Annotated in this window: 15 protein-coding genes; 13 read left to right on the top strand and 2 right to left on the bottom strand. The window is 39.1% G+C overall.

Translation table 11 applies throughout. The features are described from left to right. Positions 1–32: 32 nt before the first annotated feature. The 8 genes from CDG60_RS16720 (at position 33) to CDG60_RS16685 (ending at position 7,942) form a co-directional block, all read left to right on the top strand. The gene (locus tag CDG60_RS16720; protein WP_087512133.1) at positions 33–1,454 is read left to right on the top strand and encodes a glutamate synthase small subunit GltD family protein; all 1,422 of its coding nucleotides are present in this window, start codon (positions 33–35) and stop codon (positions 1,452–1,454) included. Between the two features lie 309 nt (positions 1,455–1,763). Then, positions 1,764–2,654, top strand: a complete 891-nt coding sequence (locus CDG60_RS16715; protein ID WP_087512134.1) for a metal-dependent hydrolase — start codon at positions 1,764–1,766, stop codon at positions 2,652–2,654. Between the two features lie 190 nt (positions 2,655–2,844). Further along, complete coding sequence (locus CDG60_RS16710) at positions 2,845–3,435, top strand: LemA family protein (protein WP_087512135.1); 591 nt, start codon at positions 2,845–2,847, stop codon at positions 3,433–3,435. Between the two features lie 22 nt (positions 3,436–3,457). Next, positions 3,458–4,525, top strand: a complete 1,068-nt coding sequence (locus tag CDG60_RS16705; protein WP_087512203.1) for a TPM domain-containing protein — start codon at positions 3,458–3,460, stop codon at positions 4,523–4,525. Continuing rightward, entirely contained in the window at positions 4,519–5,079 is a 561-nt protein-coding gene (locus CDG60_RS16700; protein ID WP_087512136.1) for a TPM domain-containing protein, read from the top strand. Before CDG60_RS16705 ends, CDG60_RS16700 begins: the two co-directional genes overlap by 7 nt. Positions 5,080–5,169: 90 nt before the next feature. After that, a complete protein-coding gene (locus CDG60_RS16695; RefSeq protein ID WP_087512137.1) occupies positions 5,170–6,588 on the top strand; it encodes a sulfatase-like hydrolase/transferase in 1,419 nt (472 codons plus the stop codon). A gap of 459 nt (positions 6,589–7,047) precedes the next feature. Beyond that, positions 7,048–7,560 (top strand): hypothetical protein, encoded by a 513-nt coding sequence (locus CDG60_RS16690; protein ID WP_087512138.1) that lies wholly within the window; start codon positions 7,048–7,050, stop codon positions 7,558–7,560. Positions 7,561–7,657: 97 nt separating this feature from the next. Further along, entirely contained in the window at positions 7,658–7,942 is a 285-nt protein-coding gene (locus tag CDG60_RS16685) for a hypothetical protein (RefSeq protein WP_087512139.1), read from the top strand. A gap of 85 nt (positions 7,943–8,027) precedes the next feature. Here CDG60_RS16685 and CDG60_RS16680 read toward each other — a convergent pair whose 3' ends face one another. Further along, positions 8,028–8,285 (bottom strand): hypothetical protein, encoded by a 258-nt coding sequence (locus CDG60_RS16680; RefSeq protein ID WP_087512140.1) that lies wholly within the window; start codon positions 8,283–8,285, stop codon positions 8,028–8,030. 158 nt (positions 8,286–8,443) lie between these two features. Here CDG60_RS16680 and CDG60_RS16675 point away from each other — a divergent pair, with 158 nt between their 5' ends. Beyond that, positions 8,444–8,650, top strand: coding sequence for a helix-turn-helix domain-containing protein (locus CDG60_RS16675; protein ID WP_087512141.1), 207 nt, complete (start codon positions 8,444–8,446; stop codon positions 8,648–8,650). Between the two features lie 60 nt (positions 8,651–8,710). Here CDG60_RS16675 and CDG60_RS16670 read toward each other — a convergent pair whose 3' ends face one another. Then, positions 8,711–9,655 carry an Arc family DNA-binding protein gene (locus tag CDG60_RS16670; protein WP_087512142.1) on the bottom strand — a complete coding sequence of 315 codons (945 nt, stop codon included), beginning with the start codon at positions 9,653–9,655 and terminating at the stop codon, positions 8,711–8,713. Positions 9,656–10,085: 430 nt separating this feature from the next. On the opposite strand from CDG60_RS16670, the gene CDG60_RS16665 reads away from it, so the two are divergent. Genes CDG60_RS16665 through CDG60_RS16650 form a run of 4 tightly spaced genes read left to right on the top strand, consistent with a single transcriptional unit; the run spans position 10,086 to position 15,864 of the window. Then, positions 10,086–11,513: a tyrosine-type recombinase/integrase gene (locus CDG60_RS16665; RefSeq protein ID WP_087512143.1), complete on the top strand. Its 1,428-nt coding sequence runs from the start codon at positions 10,086–10,088 to the stop codon at positions 11,511–11,513. Next, positions 11,510–13,447, top strand: coding sequence for a hypothetical protein (locus tag CDG60_RS16660; protein ID WP_087512144.1), 1,938 nt, complete (start codon positions 11,510–11,512; stop codon positions 13,445–13,447). The genes CDG60_RS16665 and CDG60_RS16660 overlap by 4 nt, the downstream gene beginning before the upstream one ends. After that, a complete protein-coding gene (locus CDG60_RS16655) occupies positions 13,444–15,501 on the top strand; it encodes a hypothetical protein (protein WP_087512145.1) in 2,058 nt (685 codons plus the stop codon). Before CDG60_RS16660 ends, CDG60_RS16655 begins: the two co-directional genes overlap by 4 nt. Before the next feature lie 3 nt (positions 15,502–15,504). Next, a complete protein-coding gene (locus CDG60_RS16650) occupies positions 15,505–15,864 on the top strand; it encodes a hypothetical protein (RefSeq protein WP_005249757.1) in 360 nt (119 codons plus the stop codon). Positions 15,865–15,985 lie beyond the last annotated feature (121 nt).

The raw sequence follows: 15,985 nt of genomic DNA, 5'->3' as shown, positions 1-15,985 counted from the left end.
AGACAGACTGTGCCTACCCACGGAGTAGAGACATGGCAGAGCGCCTAAACAATGACTTTCAATTTCTGGACGTAGCCCGTCAGGATCCAGAAAAAAAAGATCTCAATGTCCGCAAAGCAGAGTTTGTGGAAATTTATAAACCTTTTACAGCAGAAGTGGCGGCAAATCAGACGCATCGCTGTTTAGGCTGTGGTAACCCATATTGCGAATGGAAATGTCCGGTACATAACTACATTCCCAACTGGCTGAAACTGATTGCGGAAGGTCGTATTTTTCAGGCAGCAGAACTGTGTCATCAAACCAACACCCTGCCGGAAGTCTGTGGACGTGTCTGCCCGCAGGACCGTCTGTGTGAAGGTGCATGTACCTTAAATGATGGTTTTGGTGCAGTGACGATTGGTAATGCTGAAAAATATATCAATGACACGGCTTTTGCACTGGGCTGGCGTCCGGATATGTCTTCTGTAAAGTGGACAGATAAAAAAGTTGCGATCATTGGTGCTGGACCTGCCGGTCTGGGCTGTGCAGATATTCTGGTGCGTAGTGGTGTGAAACCGGTTGTCTTTGATAAACGCCCTGAAATCGGTGGCTTACTGACTTTTGGTATTCCAGAATTCAAAATGGAAAAAGACGTGATGAAACGCCGCCGTGAAATTTTCACAGGTATGGGCGTGGAGTTCCGTTTAAATACTGAAATCGGTACAGATATCACGATTGATCAGTTGCTTGCAGATTACGATGCAGTCTTTATGGGTATGGGAACATACACGTATATGAAAGGCGGTTTTGCGGGTGAAGACCTGGATGGTGTGGTTGATGCACTGGATTTTCTGATTGCCAATGTCAACCGTACACAAGGCTGGGAAAAAGATCCGTCAGAATACATCAGTGTTGAAGGCAAAAAAGTGATTGTACTGGGTGGTGGTGATACAGCAATGGACTGTAACCGTACATCCATTCGTCAGGGTGCTGAGACAGTCACCTGTGCTTACCGCCGTGATGAAGAAAACATGCCAGGTTCACGTCGTGAAGTAAAAAATGCGCGTGAAGAAGGCGTTGAATTTCAGTTTAACCGTCAACCGATTGAAATCGTTGGTGAAAACGGTAAAGTGACCGGTGTTAAATTTGTGACGACTCAGTTAGGTCAGCCTGACAGCCGTGGCCGTCGCAGTCCTGAACCCGTTCCAGGTTCAGAGGAAATACTGGCGGCAGATACCGTATTGCTGGCATTCGGTTTCCGTACCAGTCCTGCTGACTGGTTCACTTCTGCAAACATCAGTCTGGATGGCTCAGGACGAGTAGTTGCAGCTGAAAAGCAGGAATATAAATTTCAGACATCCAACCCGAAAATTTTTGCGGGTGGCGATATGGTGCGTGGCTCTGACCTGGTTGTAACCGCAATCTGGGAAGGTCGTCAGGCAGCAGAAGGTATTCTGGATTACCTTGATGTGTAAGATGGAACGATCACATTAAAAAATACAGAGACCCATTATCAACGCCTGCATTTATGCAGGCGTTGTTTTCTGTCGGAATCTTGCAGGTTTTAGTGACATTTCATTACAGTGAAGTTTTGAGCTGAACTTTTTATATCATTTTGATAAATAATAATTTTAATAAATTTATACTGTTTGATTTCCTGATGAGTGAATGGCTTTTTTGACAGAATGAGCACTTTGGTCATTTAGTGACGGATTGTGCAATATACAAATGTGCATTATCTGCCAGTATAAATCATTATTTCCCGATCTTGTCTGGATTCTGAAATGACAACTACTCAAGTGACAACAGAAAAATCATATTTAAAGCGTCCGAAAGCGATTGGCATTACTGTACGTAAACCACAGTTCAATCCTAAAGCCATCCGTCGTCATTTTTTTGCAAATTCTCCTGTCATGTCTCACCTGTTGACGGCATTGTCTTCCACATTTCCCATTGGTGAGCAGTTCTTTGTACACAGCGTACGGAATGTCCGTGAAAAGGTCACTGATGAAAAACTTCAGGCTGAAATAGCTGCATTTATTGGTCAGGAAGCCATGCATTCCAAAGCACATGCAGAATTTAATGATGCATGGCGTCGTGATGACTATAACCTGGACAGTTTCCAGGCATGGCTTGGTCGCCGTGATGCATTTATTAAAAATGCTCACCCAAAACTGCAGCTGGCCGTTACCTGTGCTTTTGAGCATTTCACGGCTTTACTGGGCGGTTATATTTTACGTCATCCTGAAGTGCTCAGTACCCTGGATGATGATGCAATCAAGCTCTGGGTCTGGCATGCCATTGAAGAAATTGAACACCGTGCCGTTGCCTTTGATGTGTACCAGGCCATTTATAAAGATGACAAAGTCCGCCGGAATGTCATGAAAAGTGTGACCACAGGTTTTGCAAGCCTGACGTTCTATTCGGCTTCCCGTCTGTTTATGCAGGACTGGCGTAAAAGTGTGCCTAAAGTGACGCAGAATGCTTTTGGTGTATATATGATTGCAAAAATGCTGATTTCACTGATCCCTGAATATCTGTCTTATTTCAAAGCAGATTTTCATCCGTCAGAAATTGATTACACAGATCTTGTGAATCACTGGAAAGCCAGGCTTGCAGATGAATATGACATGGATGGATTTAAACCTGAACTGAAAGCCGTACTGTACAGCTGACAGGTTTTCTGATTCCTTTTATTCCTGTCTGGAAAAGATGGAACAGTTCCTTTGTCTGAAATGAAACCGGGATATTCCCGGTTTTTTTATTGTTTATACGGAGTTAAACAAAATAAACACAACAGGGTATAAAATTCACTACAATGGAAATATTTATACAAATACAAAGAAATACCTGAGGATAAAAGCGATGAATTATATCAAAAAAGGCTTGCTTGCTGTGGCTCTGGCTTCAACTCTGACTTTATCAGGCTGTGGCTACAACACTTTACAGGTTAAGGATGAAGCAGTAACAGCGGCCTGGTCTGAGGTGGAAAACCAGTATCAGCGCCGTGCTGATCTTGTGCCAAACCTGGTTAATGTGGTGAAAGGTTATGCAAAGCATGAAGAACAGGTACTGACCGAAGTGACTCAGGCACGTTCCAATGTTGCGGGTTTAAAAGTCGATAAAGAAGTCCTGGAAAACCCAGAGCTGTTTAAAAAATATCAGGAAGCACAGGCACAGATGACAGGTGCGCTGTCACGTTTAATCGCGGTATCAGAAAATTATCCAGACCTGAAAGCCAATGAACAGTTCCGTGATCTGCAGGTTCAGCTTGAAGGTACAGAAAACCGCATTTCAGTTGCACGTAACCGATATATCACAACAGTTCAGGATTTTAATGCCTATTCACGTCAGTTCCCACAGGTCATGACTGCCAAGGTGATTGGTATGAAGACCAAGCCAAATTTCAGTGCAGAACAGGGTGCTCAGAATGCACCGAAAGTTTCATTTGAATAACTCACTGAATTGAGGTGTGCTGATGCCCGAGTCTTTCTGGAAGCGATCATCATTCAACAGAGTATTTCAGCTGATTCTGTTCAGCCTGGTGCTCTGTTGCAGTACGGTCAGCTGGAGTGAAGTTGCAACAGCAACAGATGAAAGTGCTGATGCGGTGGTGGCTGCTAAAATATTGAAGCAGCAACAGGCAAACAGTCAGAAAGCACCCGTAGATGCAACAGCTGTAGAGGTACAGCAGCCACAGATTCAGAATGACATGGCAGATGGTGAGTCCATACGCAGCCTACCGACACTGAATGAACCTGTGGTGGATCAGACAGGAATATTAAGTCCAACTGAAAAACAGCAGATCAGTCAGCGCATATTACAGCTGCATCAGCAGGGAAAAGCACAGATCGGTGTCATTATTGTCCCAACCACGGGGCAGGAAGATATCTTTGACTTTGCCATGCGCAGTGCAGAAAAATGGAAACTGGGTTCTGCAAAACAGGACAATGGTTTATTGATGGCAATAGCTATCAATGACCGACGGATTCAGATTCTGACCGGTTATGGGCTTGAAGGTGTACTGCCGGATATTATCACCAGCCGGATTATCAGAAATCAGATCACGCCTTATTTTAAACAGGCTCAGTACGCGCAGGGGATAGATGCAGGACTGGCAGAAATTGAAAAAGTCCTGAATATGGATCCTGAAACTGCACAGAAAGCTGCGCAGGAACTCAAAGAGCGTCAGGAGCAGGCACTGCATGAACAGCAAGCCAAAGATCGGACTTTCAGTACAGCATTGTTTATTCTGGTCGCAGGTATTTTTGCTTCCTATCTGGTGGGTAACCGACTCAGTGCATCGACTGCTGCGGTTGCAGGCGTAGTTGCAGGGCTGGTCAATGGTGCAGGACTGGTCACCAGTCTGTTACTGGGCGTGGGAATTTTCTTTTTATTAATTACGGCACTGGCTCAGACCATCTTTCAGCTGTTTTTATCTTCTTCAGGTCGTGGTGGAAGCGGTGGAGGCGGATTTGGTGGTGGGGGAGGCTACAGCGGTGGCGGTGGTGGTTTTGGCGGTGGAGGTGCATCAGGCTCATGGTAACTAAAACAGAAACGACAGAAATCGTTACAGAACCAAAACTGCATGAAGTGTCAGAGCCCAGTTTTAAGCGCTGGCTGAAACATTTCTTGTTCATGCCTGCAACAAAACGCTATTTTTCCAAAGCAGATCAGCAGGCTATAGCACTGGCGGTAAAGCAGGCAGAGCAGGGGCATATTGGTGAAATCCAGGTCGTGATTGAAGGGCATATTCCCGCCAGCCAGGCGTATCATCAGAATACTTTGCATCGGGCGAGGCAGCTGTTTGCAGAACTCGGTGTCTGGGATACTGAACTGAACAGTGGTGTTCTGATTTATCTGAACCTTTGCGAGAAAAAAGTGGAGATTGTCATTGACCGTGGTATTAAAAATGCAACAGAACAGACTGTCTGGAATGAAATCTGCCTGGAGATCGTAAAAGAATTAAGCAGTGAGCAATATCGTCTGGCAATGGTGAATGGGGTCATAAGAACTGGGGAAATACTGGATTTATTTTACGCAAATAAATATACAGACAGTAAAAATGAACTGGGAAACAGCCCAATTTTGTTAGGTTGATATGCTTGAAGAGATGGATGAAATTATTCTGTTGCTTTATAAATTTTTGAATTTTAAAATATTAATCAGTTTTTATGCATGTTGTAATAAATGAAAGACGTTCATTCTCTGAATAAAAAAATTGAATCATTAAGTTATAGGGAAATATTCAATCTAATTTTTTTAATCTTGATGCCTAATGTTATTTTTTTGGGATTAGCCTGTTATACGTCTACAGTAAGACCATTGATCAATATAGACTATCTGTTGGCTTTATTGTTAATGTTTACCCCATGGAGAGTCAGTCGTTTTACAGGCAGTGCAGTTCTTGTTTCTGCAGTCATATTTGATGCTTTAATGTTTGTTGTTCAGATTTTCCCTTTTATGGATATTGCATCTATACGCTATCTGGTATCTTTTATACCGATTGCACCCTTACAATATAAGGTATTAATAATACTGTTTCTTGTTCTTATTTTAATAATACTGTGGATAACAGTACAATTTACAAAACAAAAGAATAAAATTTATCCTTGTTTTTTACTTCTCCTTTTAGCTGTGAGCTCTTATATATTGTCTGAGTTGCGGGTCACTTATGCTTCAGGTGGAGGAGTATTAGGAAGAGGTAACCATTATGTTGCTCATAGCCAGCTGTCTTTATATAAGGAGCTGACACAAAGTACACTTCTGAGACTGGCAAACATGACACCAGAGTTGGCTCCTTTGGATGCTCATCAGCAGAGTGTTTCGGGTTATTTAGTTCAGCCACATTCAGATAAAATTCTTTATATTCTTGCGGAATCATGGGGGGTATTACGTAATACAGATGCTCAAAGATCCATTGTGGAGAAAATAATAGAACAAAAAGATAATTTTGAATTTATGAATTATGGTTCGATTGAAGCTTCGGGAGCAACTGTCGCGGGGGAGTTGCGTGAATTATGTCAGTTAAAGCTCGTTAATAATGGGTTTGCGTTGAAGCGTATAGAAAAAGAACAGTTTAAGCATTGTATACCTGAACAGTTACGACAGAAAGAATACCGGACGGTTGCATTACATGGCGCGAGTGGATTGCTTTATGATCGGTTGGACTGGTACCCAAATGCAGGATTTACACAAACTTTGTTTGGTGAAAATTTTATGGGACTTACTCGTTGTGATGCATTTAAAGGGGTCTGTGACAGGAGTTTGATAAAAGAAGTATCGGACTATTTTTTTAAATACGAAGATCAGAAAATATTTTTTTACTGGATGAGCCTTACATCACATCAGCCCTTTGCGGTATCGGATATTTATAATAAACGATTTGATTGTAAATATTACGGAATAAAAGAGAATGGAGATACGTGTCGGAATACCCGACTGGAATCACAGTTTATGGATGAGCTTGCTGAAATAATTAAAGAACCTCATATGAAGGGTGTGGAGATCGTAGTAGTTGGTGATCACCGACCACCTGTATGGAGTGAAGAAGGGAATTTAAATTTCTTCTTCAATAAAGTCAGTTATTTACACTTTAAAATAAAGTAATTTAAAATTCGGAATGGGTTGGGGCTTCATCATTCGAAGGCTTAAGCAGTACCGCAGAATATGAAAGAGGGCTTTTAAATTAAAGTTAGGGATTGGATTTGATCTATGCTTTGTACCTGATATAGATAGATTGAGAAGGATGTTTGAATGGACTAAGAGTGGAATTAAACTGACAAAAAATGTCAGTTTTTTACACAAAATAACAATCGACTAAAGAGTGTTAAAAAATAAAACTATAAAGTGCTGTTTTTTCTTGATAATTAATTATAATGGTCGTTGGCACAAAAAGTGCTAAATATAAATTAGCTTACACAGCTTATAAATAATTAAACAAAACATTTGTGGAGAATGTTATGAACGCTCAAAAGGGTTTCACTCTTATCGATACTCCATAAGTGTCCATATAAAATAAACAATCCATAAGTAAGTCAATATAGACATAAAAATAATAAATTTGATATGAAGAATCACTATTATCTTTTTCTACTTTTTTCAATCTCCGTTTTTACTCATGCTCAAGAACTAGACTTCATTCAATATTCAGATATTTCATCAATTCCTCAAATTGTTTTGAATCCAAAAATCCAAACAGAACTTCAAACATTGTTAAAGCATGATTATCTAAAATTTCAATCTAATTTCGACAATTACTCAGCGCCCTATTTACTGAAAACAGATGAGGCTCTGTATTATGAAGGTCGGTCTGGAAGCAGTTTAGATGCTTCATCCGCGATTGTGTTTAAAGATGGGCGATTGTTTGCTGCAATATATTTTTCCAATACCAAGACTTTAAAATACTTTAGCAACGATGCCAGTTGCTCAGAACAGTTACATCCTGCGATTCAAGTTTTTGCTCAGCAGCGTGAAATTCAAGGTATTGAATATGCAACAGCTAGAGCCAATACCGCTTTAAAATATAATTTTGGTTTGCTTTCTCAATGTGAGGCTTACATAGAAAAGTTAAAGAGGTGAGGTTGAATGAAAAATCAGATGAATAGATAACATGTTTTTAAGAAATTTTAAAAAATAGTTTGTAAGTGAAGATTATTGCTAAATAGTGAGAGGTATTATGTGTCATATTAAAAAAATGGTTGTGCAAATAAATAACCATAAAGAAATATTTTTTGTAAAGTTAAGAAGTTTTGAAGAAAAAATTTACACTCTATCTAGCTCGAGTGGAGATGATATTAATCAATTGTTAACTGTCAATAAAACTGAGAGCGGTATAACTTCAACTACATTTAGTGTATTAAATGAATTAAAAATTGAAGATCAACTTGTTTATGCCTATGTGAAAGAGTTTGATATTATTCAGCGATATTTGATAGGTGAACTTATTGAACTAATTGATTGATCCGAGCCTGTAGGTATGTCTGTGTAATTTATATTTATAAAAAAGGGAGACTTATAAATTATCTCCCTATTCTATTTTGCTCATTTCAATCCGAAAACATAATTTTAGGAAAATTTTTCATGAAGTGGCGTCTAACATAGTTGAAGTCACTGAGATCATGTTGATTTTTTTCAAAATAATTAACCCAAGCTAAAGTTGCATCTTGGTCATTTAAATTGGGGTTAACATTCAGAAACAAAGCTAAATCAAATGTACGGTCAATATTAAACTCTTTGATCAGTGCAACAGCAGTTGAACGAACTTCCTCTGAAACAGAGAATTTTGGAGAAAAATAGTTATTCATAGCTGAACTTCCATAAAAAATTATATAATGAGATTTAGAAAAGTAAACTTGTTTTTAGGGAACAAAATAACCTGCTGTAGGTTAAGTTATCATTCTAAATGTGATTTATCAAGTTAAATTGACTTGCTGTAGGTTAATTTTTTAATTTAAAGGTCGTTATGATTAGATGTAGGCTATCAACTTTGATGGGCGAGCGAAAAATTTTAAAGTTAAGTGAGGTAGCTCAGGCGACAGGTATTAATCGAAATACCCTCACCAGTCTTTACTATGATCGTGCCGTGCGAATTGAACTTTCAGTCGCTGATACCTTGTGCAAATATTTTAATTGCAATATGCAGGATTTATTTGAATATACCAATGGTTAACACATCATTACATGGGGTGATGTGCTGAAAGTTGTGATGATTTGATAAATTAGTCTTCATCTATAATTTTTTAGAAAGGGCATTAATGGCAATAGAGGATGTTTGATCCCAGTCATGCCATACGTCTAAAAAGTCCTTTCGAACGTTATTAGAATCAGTTGCATCCCAAAAGGCTTCCCACCAAATACTTGTGTGCTCTTTTTTTAATAGGGCTAATGGGTGCTCTTCGCACGTTAGAATTTTTTCAAATAATTCATTATTAATTAAGTAGGCATTTGTTCTTGTTAGATATTTTGTAGATTTATATAGTTGTGAACATAGGCGAGCAAAACTTTCTAACATATTTTGTCCACCCACTCCATTGTACGTAGAAACGTGAATATTGGTAGTTAGCACTTCGACACGCCAGTCTTGTAATACTTTAATGATAAGGAGATTGCCCTCTTCAGATATATTTCGAACAAGAATGATTTTCTGAGCCTCAATCTCCTGTTTGGAAACAGGGTCAACATGAGAAAACAGAGAATTGATGTTTGAATCTACATTATTTTCGATCTGCCAGTTAGAGGATAGAATGGGATGCCCATCTCCGTGTATCAACCAATCCTGATCAATATATAAATAGGCTGCGATTTTCTCTAACTCAGTAAAAGAAGGTTCTTGTTTGGCTTGTAACCAATTTAGAAAAACTTCAGCATTTTCATACTTACACATTCTAGCAATGTGTGAGTATTTTACTGCATTCATTTTGAAGCTATTAATTAGATTTAGGCTATGAGCAAGTCTTTCAGCAACTTCTACTTTTCGGTCAATTATTTGATAGTGTGCAAGTTTTAAATTTTTCGGGTTTGTTTCAGGGAGAGTAACAAAGTGAAAGCTTTTTTCCAAGCGATCAACTATCTCTGCATTCATTGAGCGTTTTTCTTGATTTGCAACTTCTTCAATTTTTTGTTTTAGATCACTTGGGAGACGAATTTTCAGTTGAGCATCTTGTAATATTAACATAATTAATACAATCCATTATTGACTACATTACGGGAAAGATTTTTAATTTAAAAGTGGTTTGTTGATGAACCACATTATTAAACCAGGTTGGTTCATATGAAATTATCAAGTTCTTCGACACAACTTAAGTTACGTATTTCACCTGTATTAAAAAGCTGGTTGAAAGAAGAAGCTTTGTTGCAAAACAGATCATTAAATTCACAAGTGAATTTTATTCTAACTCAATTTAAGCAAAACACGGAGGGTCAATTAAAAAAATTGAATTAACTTTTTCATTCGGCAAAAAGTATAAAAGCCCATGCGGGAACATGAGCTTTTATGAATGTCTTCATTGGTGATCAGACATTTGTATTTTGATGAATAGGGGCATTTTTGTCAATCCTACCTCAAAGTCGCTTTTTGCCTGTTTTTAATAAACAGGAGGCTCAAAATGAGCACTAAACTTAAAAATGGTCAGTCACGCTACCAGTCTAAAGCCAAAGTCGTGACCATCAAAAAATTTCAATTATTGACGTTGGCTAAGGCAACTCATTGTTTCAATAATGCTGAGTTCGAAAATTATGGTGATGCTTACCTTGAATTCCCAGTCATTATTCAAGGGGATGGAAGCCCATCAGAAATTTTTAATCTGTATTTGCTGAAAAAACTTGAGCAAACAATACAGTATGATTTTAAAACCTTTGCATCTATTGCACATCAGCTTGTTGATTTTCAGCGCTTTTTAGAAGATGAACAGCTGGATTTCTTGAAATTTCATAAGCTAAAACAGTTGAATGCGATTTTTCAATATCGTACTCGTCTGATTGAGCAGACGAATGCAGGTCTAATCTCGGCCAATTCTGCACGTGGTCGAATTAATGCAGTGGTGAATTTTTATCGCTTTCTTGTCACAGAAGATTTGGTTGATCATCAGCGTTATGGCATACCGTTTAAAGATGTATACAAATATATTGCGGTAGATAATGAATTTGGCGCACGTAGAAAAATGGCAATTAAGTCGCATGATCTTGCGATTCATGTTCCAGCCAAAGCACCGAATCCTGAAACGATTGCGGATGATGGTGAATTAAGTCCATTCAGTATTGAATCGCAAACAGTCATATTAAAAGCACTGCTAAAATCATCACGTGAATATCAGCTGATGTTCTATTTTGCCTTATTCACGGGCGCTCGCTTACAAACCATTTGCACTCTACGAATCAAAAACTTAATTGGTCGTAAGCCCGATAGTCAGGGTTTTATCCGTCTGCCTGTTGGGTCGGGTACGGGCATTGATACCAAATTTCAAAAGCCTATGACGCTACTCATCCCGAATTGGTTAGCACAAGACCTTAAAATTTATATTGATAGCCCACAAGCACAACAGCGTAGACAGAAGTCTAGCTATGGCGAGTCGGATGAAAATTATGTATTTCTCACCAAACTGGGCACACCTTTCTATACCAGCAAAGCTGAGCAGCAAGAGCTAATCGAAAAAATCAAAGCCTCTGATTCGTTTGGGGCGAGGCTTAAACTCTATGAAGGTGAAGCCGTGCGTAGTTACTTAAAAGTCGTGCTATTACCCGAGATTCGTTTGATTGATCCGCAGTTTCCAAGCTTTAAATTTCATGACTTACGTGCCAGTTTTGGGATGAACTTGCTTGAAAGCCAGTTGCAACACCTGCCTGAGGGTCATTCAGCTATGACAGCGGTCGAATATGTGCAAGCTCGCATGGGGCATCGCAATATTAGTACGACTTTGCAATATTTGAACTATAAATCACGCTTGCAATGGCGCAATAAAATTCAGCATGAGTATGAATCTAGCTTGATGAAATACGTCAACTCTTCTGTGAATTTAGCAGGAGATTTGTCATGAATTTTATTCGTACGCCATTGTTGGTAAATATCACAGATATTCATAAACAAATTACTGAGCATGAGCATCTCATACTCGTGCTCAAAGATAAAACAGCTTCATTTTCTTTTAGAACTTTAGATATCGGTACATTCTTTTTTGCTAAAAGAGCATGTTCTTCCGATATATCCGACAATGAGCTTGTTGCATCTTTTGATGAAAAAAGACGCTATTTTTTAAAATGTTTTACCGATTATCTACTGCAAATGGATGGATCGGATCTATCAAAAGGGTTGTTCTATTCCATTATCAAAATATTTTTGGATTGGATTGATCAGCAAAAGAAAAATTTTGATTTATCCGATAAGGACAGCATGATAGATGCCTATCGTCGTTACAGTAAATATTTAGTGGATCGGACTCTGCTTGCGGACACTGATGACGATAACTTGGCTGCACACACAGCAAAGCAGTATCAGCGTTATGTTGCAAAAATAATCGCCTATGTGTTTGATTGTCATGAAATTGATATTGCTAGTCAAGCGATGCAAGTACAGTCGCAGCGTTATGATGTTCCTGTTTTACCAATTGCACAGGAGGATCATCAAAAGATGTATGCGACTTTGTTGAATGTATTTTCGGAAATCCATCGTATCGTTGTACAGGAGGGTAACTTTCCCGCACATTTTCAATCCGTGGATCAGGAAGAGTTCTATTTTTATACAGGCTTTCATCATCAAACTGAAAAACAACATATTCAGTTTGATATGCACAGTTATTTGTCTAAATATTCAACTATTCCCGATTTTTCAAAAATGTTGGTGGATTTCGGGCTTGCTGAGGATAGTGAACATCGAAAGCGTTTACGTGAAAATCGTAATCAAGCGATTCGTAAGCTTGAAGAGCGGAATAAAGACCAACGACATATGGAGCGAGAGCGACTAGCTTCATATGGCCTAGTGATTGGCATGTTGTTGTTTATTTCACAAACGGGGGCTAATTTAGACACAGCTCAGCAGTTACAGTTGGATACGATGGAAATCTTGCCTTCAACTCAGGGACAGAGATTCTCAGGCACAAAAAGTCGTGCTGGCGGGAAAGAAGTTCGGCCCGAATTTGGGGTGACATTTGAACCTGTTTTTAGACAAATTTTAGAACTTCGAGCATGGTATATCCAAGATGAAACCTGTGATTTTATCTTTCCACAACGTAATGAAATTCAAAGGCTTGTACCGATTGGAACTGCTAAGTTGCAATTACTCAGAAGTTTTTTACAACGTATTTTCCCTCAAATGGCCTGGATTACTCCGCAACAGTGGCGTAAGCATAAAAGCGGCCAAACTGTTGAGTTAAGTGATGGTGATTTACTGCTTGAAGCAGAAGTTATGGGTCACTCACTCGATACAGCAAGAAATAATTATGCACGTACGTCATTTAAAGATGCAGCTCAGCAAATTTCACAGTTTTTTAATGAGCTGAGAGAAGTTGCCGTCGAACAAACTCGAACGCTTGAACGAATTGCGGTGCAAACGCTAGATGAGTCTGTTGATGTCCAGACCTTGCCTGTCGGTGCATGTGTGACAGCAACGCCTCAGCCTGAAAAAGCACTTGGTTTTACCGCACAAGCTCCAACCCCAAACTGCCAGCAATTTGAGCATTGCTTGTTCTGTCAGCACTATGCAATCCATGCCGATGATACGGATATTCGTAAGCTTTTATCACTGAAAAGTTTGCTCGGTTACGTTAAGCAAAAAGCTACGGATTTGATTAAATGGGAGTCACAATTCGGTGTGCTTTTACATCGAATTGATGAAGTACTCAACGATTTATCAAATACTTATGAAAATTTGCGTGACCGTATTTTTTCAATTCAAGAAGAAGTAGAAAGCGGCGATTTAGATGCCTATTGGCTCAATCATTTTGAATTATTACTTGATTTGGGGTGGATATCATGAGTTCATTTAATTCGTATTTGTACGCCACTGGTGTTGCTGAGCAGTTTTTACCCGATGAGTATAATTTACAGAATCATCAGTTGGCTGTTCCTGCCTCTTTTGTATTGTCTCGAATGAAAAGTGGTGCAACATTATCGGTTTATGCAGACAATGTTTGGGATCTTTCACCCTATTTACCGAAGTGCCATTGTCGATTAAATTTTAATACATGGCTTGAGAATGCAGAAGAGAACGACTTTCTCTTCTGTCAAATACGTGCAGAAATGAAAAAAATCATCTTTGCGTTATTGTACGTTAAAACGGGTAAGTCGATCATTAAAAGTATTAAGCAGCGTCATCTTGCATTGCGTCAGTTCGCACGACTTGCATACAAGAATGGTTGTACGTTACAGCAGTTATTTGCTGATGGCGCTTATCTATCGAAAGTTAATGATGCTTATGCTGGCGTGAGTTATTCAACCGCCTTGTGCATCAAAGCATTTTTAACCGATTGTTTTAGCCTGCAACAGCAGTACCCCTTATTAATCCCTGCTTTTAGTACCTATCAACCGATTGAGCATTTAGCGAAGTTAGCGGCTCAACTCAGGTTGCAGTCAAATAAAGTCGGCCCGCAAACCAAGGTTATTCCTTCACGGCTTTATATGGCTTTAATTAATACTTTAGCAGATCAATTGAATGAGTTTAATCAAAATGCAGCTGCGTTGTTGCAATGGTTTCAGCGTATTCAGCAGGATGCTAATTTTGCCCTGATGCCTGTGGAGTTTAGACGTGCTAAACGAGCAATAAGTTTCAACGATGCTCGTGATTTGCTGGGTTTAACTCAGCTTTTTGAAAATCATCAGATTAGAAAACATGCCAATCTGACCCGTTATATCACGATAATTCAAGGCATGGCCAAACTTTGGATTCATCTATTTACAGGTATGCGGGACAACGAAGTCAATCAACTGTCTTATGACTGCTATCAAACGGTTAAGAGCAATGAGCATCTTGTGCATGTACTCATGGGCTATACCTCCAAGTTACATGGTGGCGGTAATAAATCCACCTACTGGATCAGCTTTGAAGATATCCAAATCGGAGTGAATGCTGCTCAAAGTATTGGTGAGATTTATGCTTTGCTCAATCCACATTACGATTTTTCTAATCCTCGTGAATATCCCTTATTTCCAACAAGATATTTACCAAAACCTCAGCATAAAAATAATCGAAATATTGAGCACGAAATGGATTTTATTTCTAATTATGAAGGTGCACCGACTCGCACAGAGACTAATTTTAATAATTATCGTCAGCATCTTTTAGAAAAGTTGGGAGATGAACTACGAATTACTGAAAGCGATATAGCCGAACTGGAAGCATTCGATGGCTTCCGCAACTGGCGAGAAGAAAAAGACTGTCAAATGGGTCAATATTGGAATATTTGCACCCATCAATTCAGACGTTCTTTGGCGGTCTATGGTGCACGTTCAGGCGTTATTGGGCTAGGGGCTTTGTCGGTGCAATATAAGCATTTAACTGAAGCGATGACGCTATATTATCGAGAGAACTCAGTCTTTGCGCCGAATATTTTGGCCAGTGAGAGCCAAAAGGAATTTATTCAAGAGCTTGAGTATCAGCGACTGGTACATTCTTATGCACAATTTGATGATGGTGTAATTAACAGTTCTAGTCGTTTGCTGGGTGGGGCAGGTACATATTTGCAGTTACAAAAAGAACGTGAGCAATTAATCAAGGTATTTCCAAATCGTGAAGAAACGATTAAGCGAATGAAAAAGGGAGAAATTGCGTATAAACCAAGTCTTTTTGGTGCTTGTACCAACCCAGATTCTTGCGAAAAAATTTCTTTTACGGCTATTACCAGTTGCTTGAGTTGTGCTCATGCTGTGTTTGATGCTGGGAGTGCTGAAAAAATGCAAAAAGCAGTTCAGCGACTACAACGAGTGCGAGATACACAAACCCCAAATAGCTTGCTGTACGGGCAAATGGACAGTGATATTTTGGCTTTAAACAAAATGATTCAAAAAATTAAGACGATTAATATTGAGGTTTAAGCTATGAGCGCACTTAATGATTATTACGCTGCTTTAGAACGTTTAAAAGCCAACAAACCAGAGGTTCTACCAAAAGGCTCTGCCATTAATAATGATACGGTAGCACTTGAAGCAGGGCGTAAACGCGGCTCTATTAAGAAGAGCCGCCATGCTGCATTAATTGTGGCGATTGAGCAAGCTGCACAGCTAGTGGGGCAAAATATACTTTCGCCTACACAGCGGGTTGAAAAAGCCAAAAGCAAGACCAAGGCGGTTAAAACTGATTATGAGAAACTTCAGGAGGATTATGAGAGACTGTTGGAAAAGTTTAATTCGCTGTTGAGCGAAAATTTTGAGTTGAGGCAAAGTGTCCGAACTTTATAATTGAGATAGCCACTAAATTTGGTAATTTAGTGGCTATTTGATTTTAATTTTTTATTGATAAATGCTCTTTAAAAATGAAATTAGACGATTTTGTATGGCGATATCTCGTTGTTCAATATCA

The sequence above is a fragment of the Acinetobacter chinensis genome (assembly GCF_002165375.2).
Classification (GTDB): Bacteria; Pseudomonadota; Gammaproteobacteria; order Pseudomonadales; family Moraxellaceae; genus Acinetobacter; species Acinetobacter chinensis.
The sequence above is the reverse complement of the archived record's forward strand: the minus strand, read 5'-3'. Positions and strand labels throughout refer to the sequence as shown.

What these genes read in the sequence shown, in the direction of transcription:
- CDG60_RS16720 (WP_087512133.1), top strand. Translation starts at nt 33, where the DNA reads ATGGCAGAGCGCCTAAACAATGACTTTCAATTTCTGGACGTAGCCCGT.
- CDG60_RS16715 (WP_087512134.1), top strand. Translation starts at nt 1,764, where the DNA reads ATGACAACTACTCAAGTGACAACAGAAAAATCATATTTAAAGCGTCCG.
- CDG60_RS16710 (WP_087512135.1), top strand. Translation starts at nt 2,845, where the DNA reads ATGAATTATATCAAAAAAGGCTTGCTTGCTGTGGCTCTGGCTTCAACT.
- CDG60_RS16705 (WP_087512203.1), top strand. Translation starts at nt 3,458, where the DNA reads ATGCCCGAGTCTTTCTGGAAGCGATCATCATTCAACAGAGTATTTCAG.
- CDG60_RS16700 (WP_087512136.1), top strand. Translation starts at nt 4,519, where the DNA reads ATGGTAACTAAAACAGAAACGACAGAAATCGTTACAGAACCAAAACTG.
- CDG60_RS16695 (WP_087512137.1), top strand. Translation starts at nt 5,170, where the DNA reads ATGAAAGACGTTCATTCTCTGAATAAAAAAATTGAATCATTAAGTTAT.
- CDG60_RS16690 (WP_087512138.1), top strand. Translation starts at nt 7,048, where the DNA reads ATGAAGAATCACTATTATCTTTTTCTACTTTTTTCAATCTCCGTTTTT.
- CDG60_RS16685 (WP_087512139.1), top strand. Translation starts at nt 7,658, where the DNA reads ATGTGTCATATTAAAAAAATGGTTGTGCAAATAAATAACCATAAAGAA.
- CDG60_RS16680 (WP_087512140.1), bottom strand. Translation starts at nt 8,285, where the DNA reads ATGAATAACTATTTTTCTCCAAAATTCTCTGTTTCAGAGGAAGTTCGT.
- CDG60_RS16675 (WP_087512141.1), top strand. Translation starts at nt 8,444, where the DNA reads ATGATTAGATGTAGGCTATCAACTTTGATGGGCGAGCGAAAAATTTTA.
- CDG60_RS16670 (WP_087512142.1), bottom strand. Translation starts at nt 9,655, where the DNA reads ATGTTAATATTACAAGATGCTCAACTGAAAATTCGTCTCCCAAGTGAT.
- CDG60_RS16665 (WP_087512143.1), top strand. Translation starts at nt 10,086, where the DNA reads ATGAGCACTAAACTTAAAAATGGTCAGTCACGCTACCAGTCTAAAGCC.
- CDG60_RS16660 (WP_087512144.1), top strand. Translation starts at nt 11,510, where the DNA reads ATGAATTTTATTCGTACGCCATTGTTGGTAAATATCACAGATATTCAT.
- CDG60_RS16655 (WP_087512145.1), top strand. Translation starts at nt 13,444, where the DNA reads ATGAGTTCATTTAATTCGTATTTGTACGCCACTGGTGTTGCTGAGCAG.
- CDG60_RS16650 (WP_005249757.1), top strand. Translation starts at nt 15,505, where the DNA reads ATGAGCGCACTTAATGATTATTACGCTGCTTTAGAACGTTTAAAAGCC.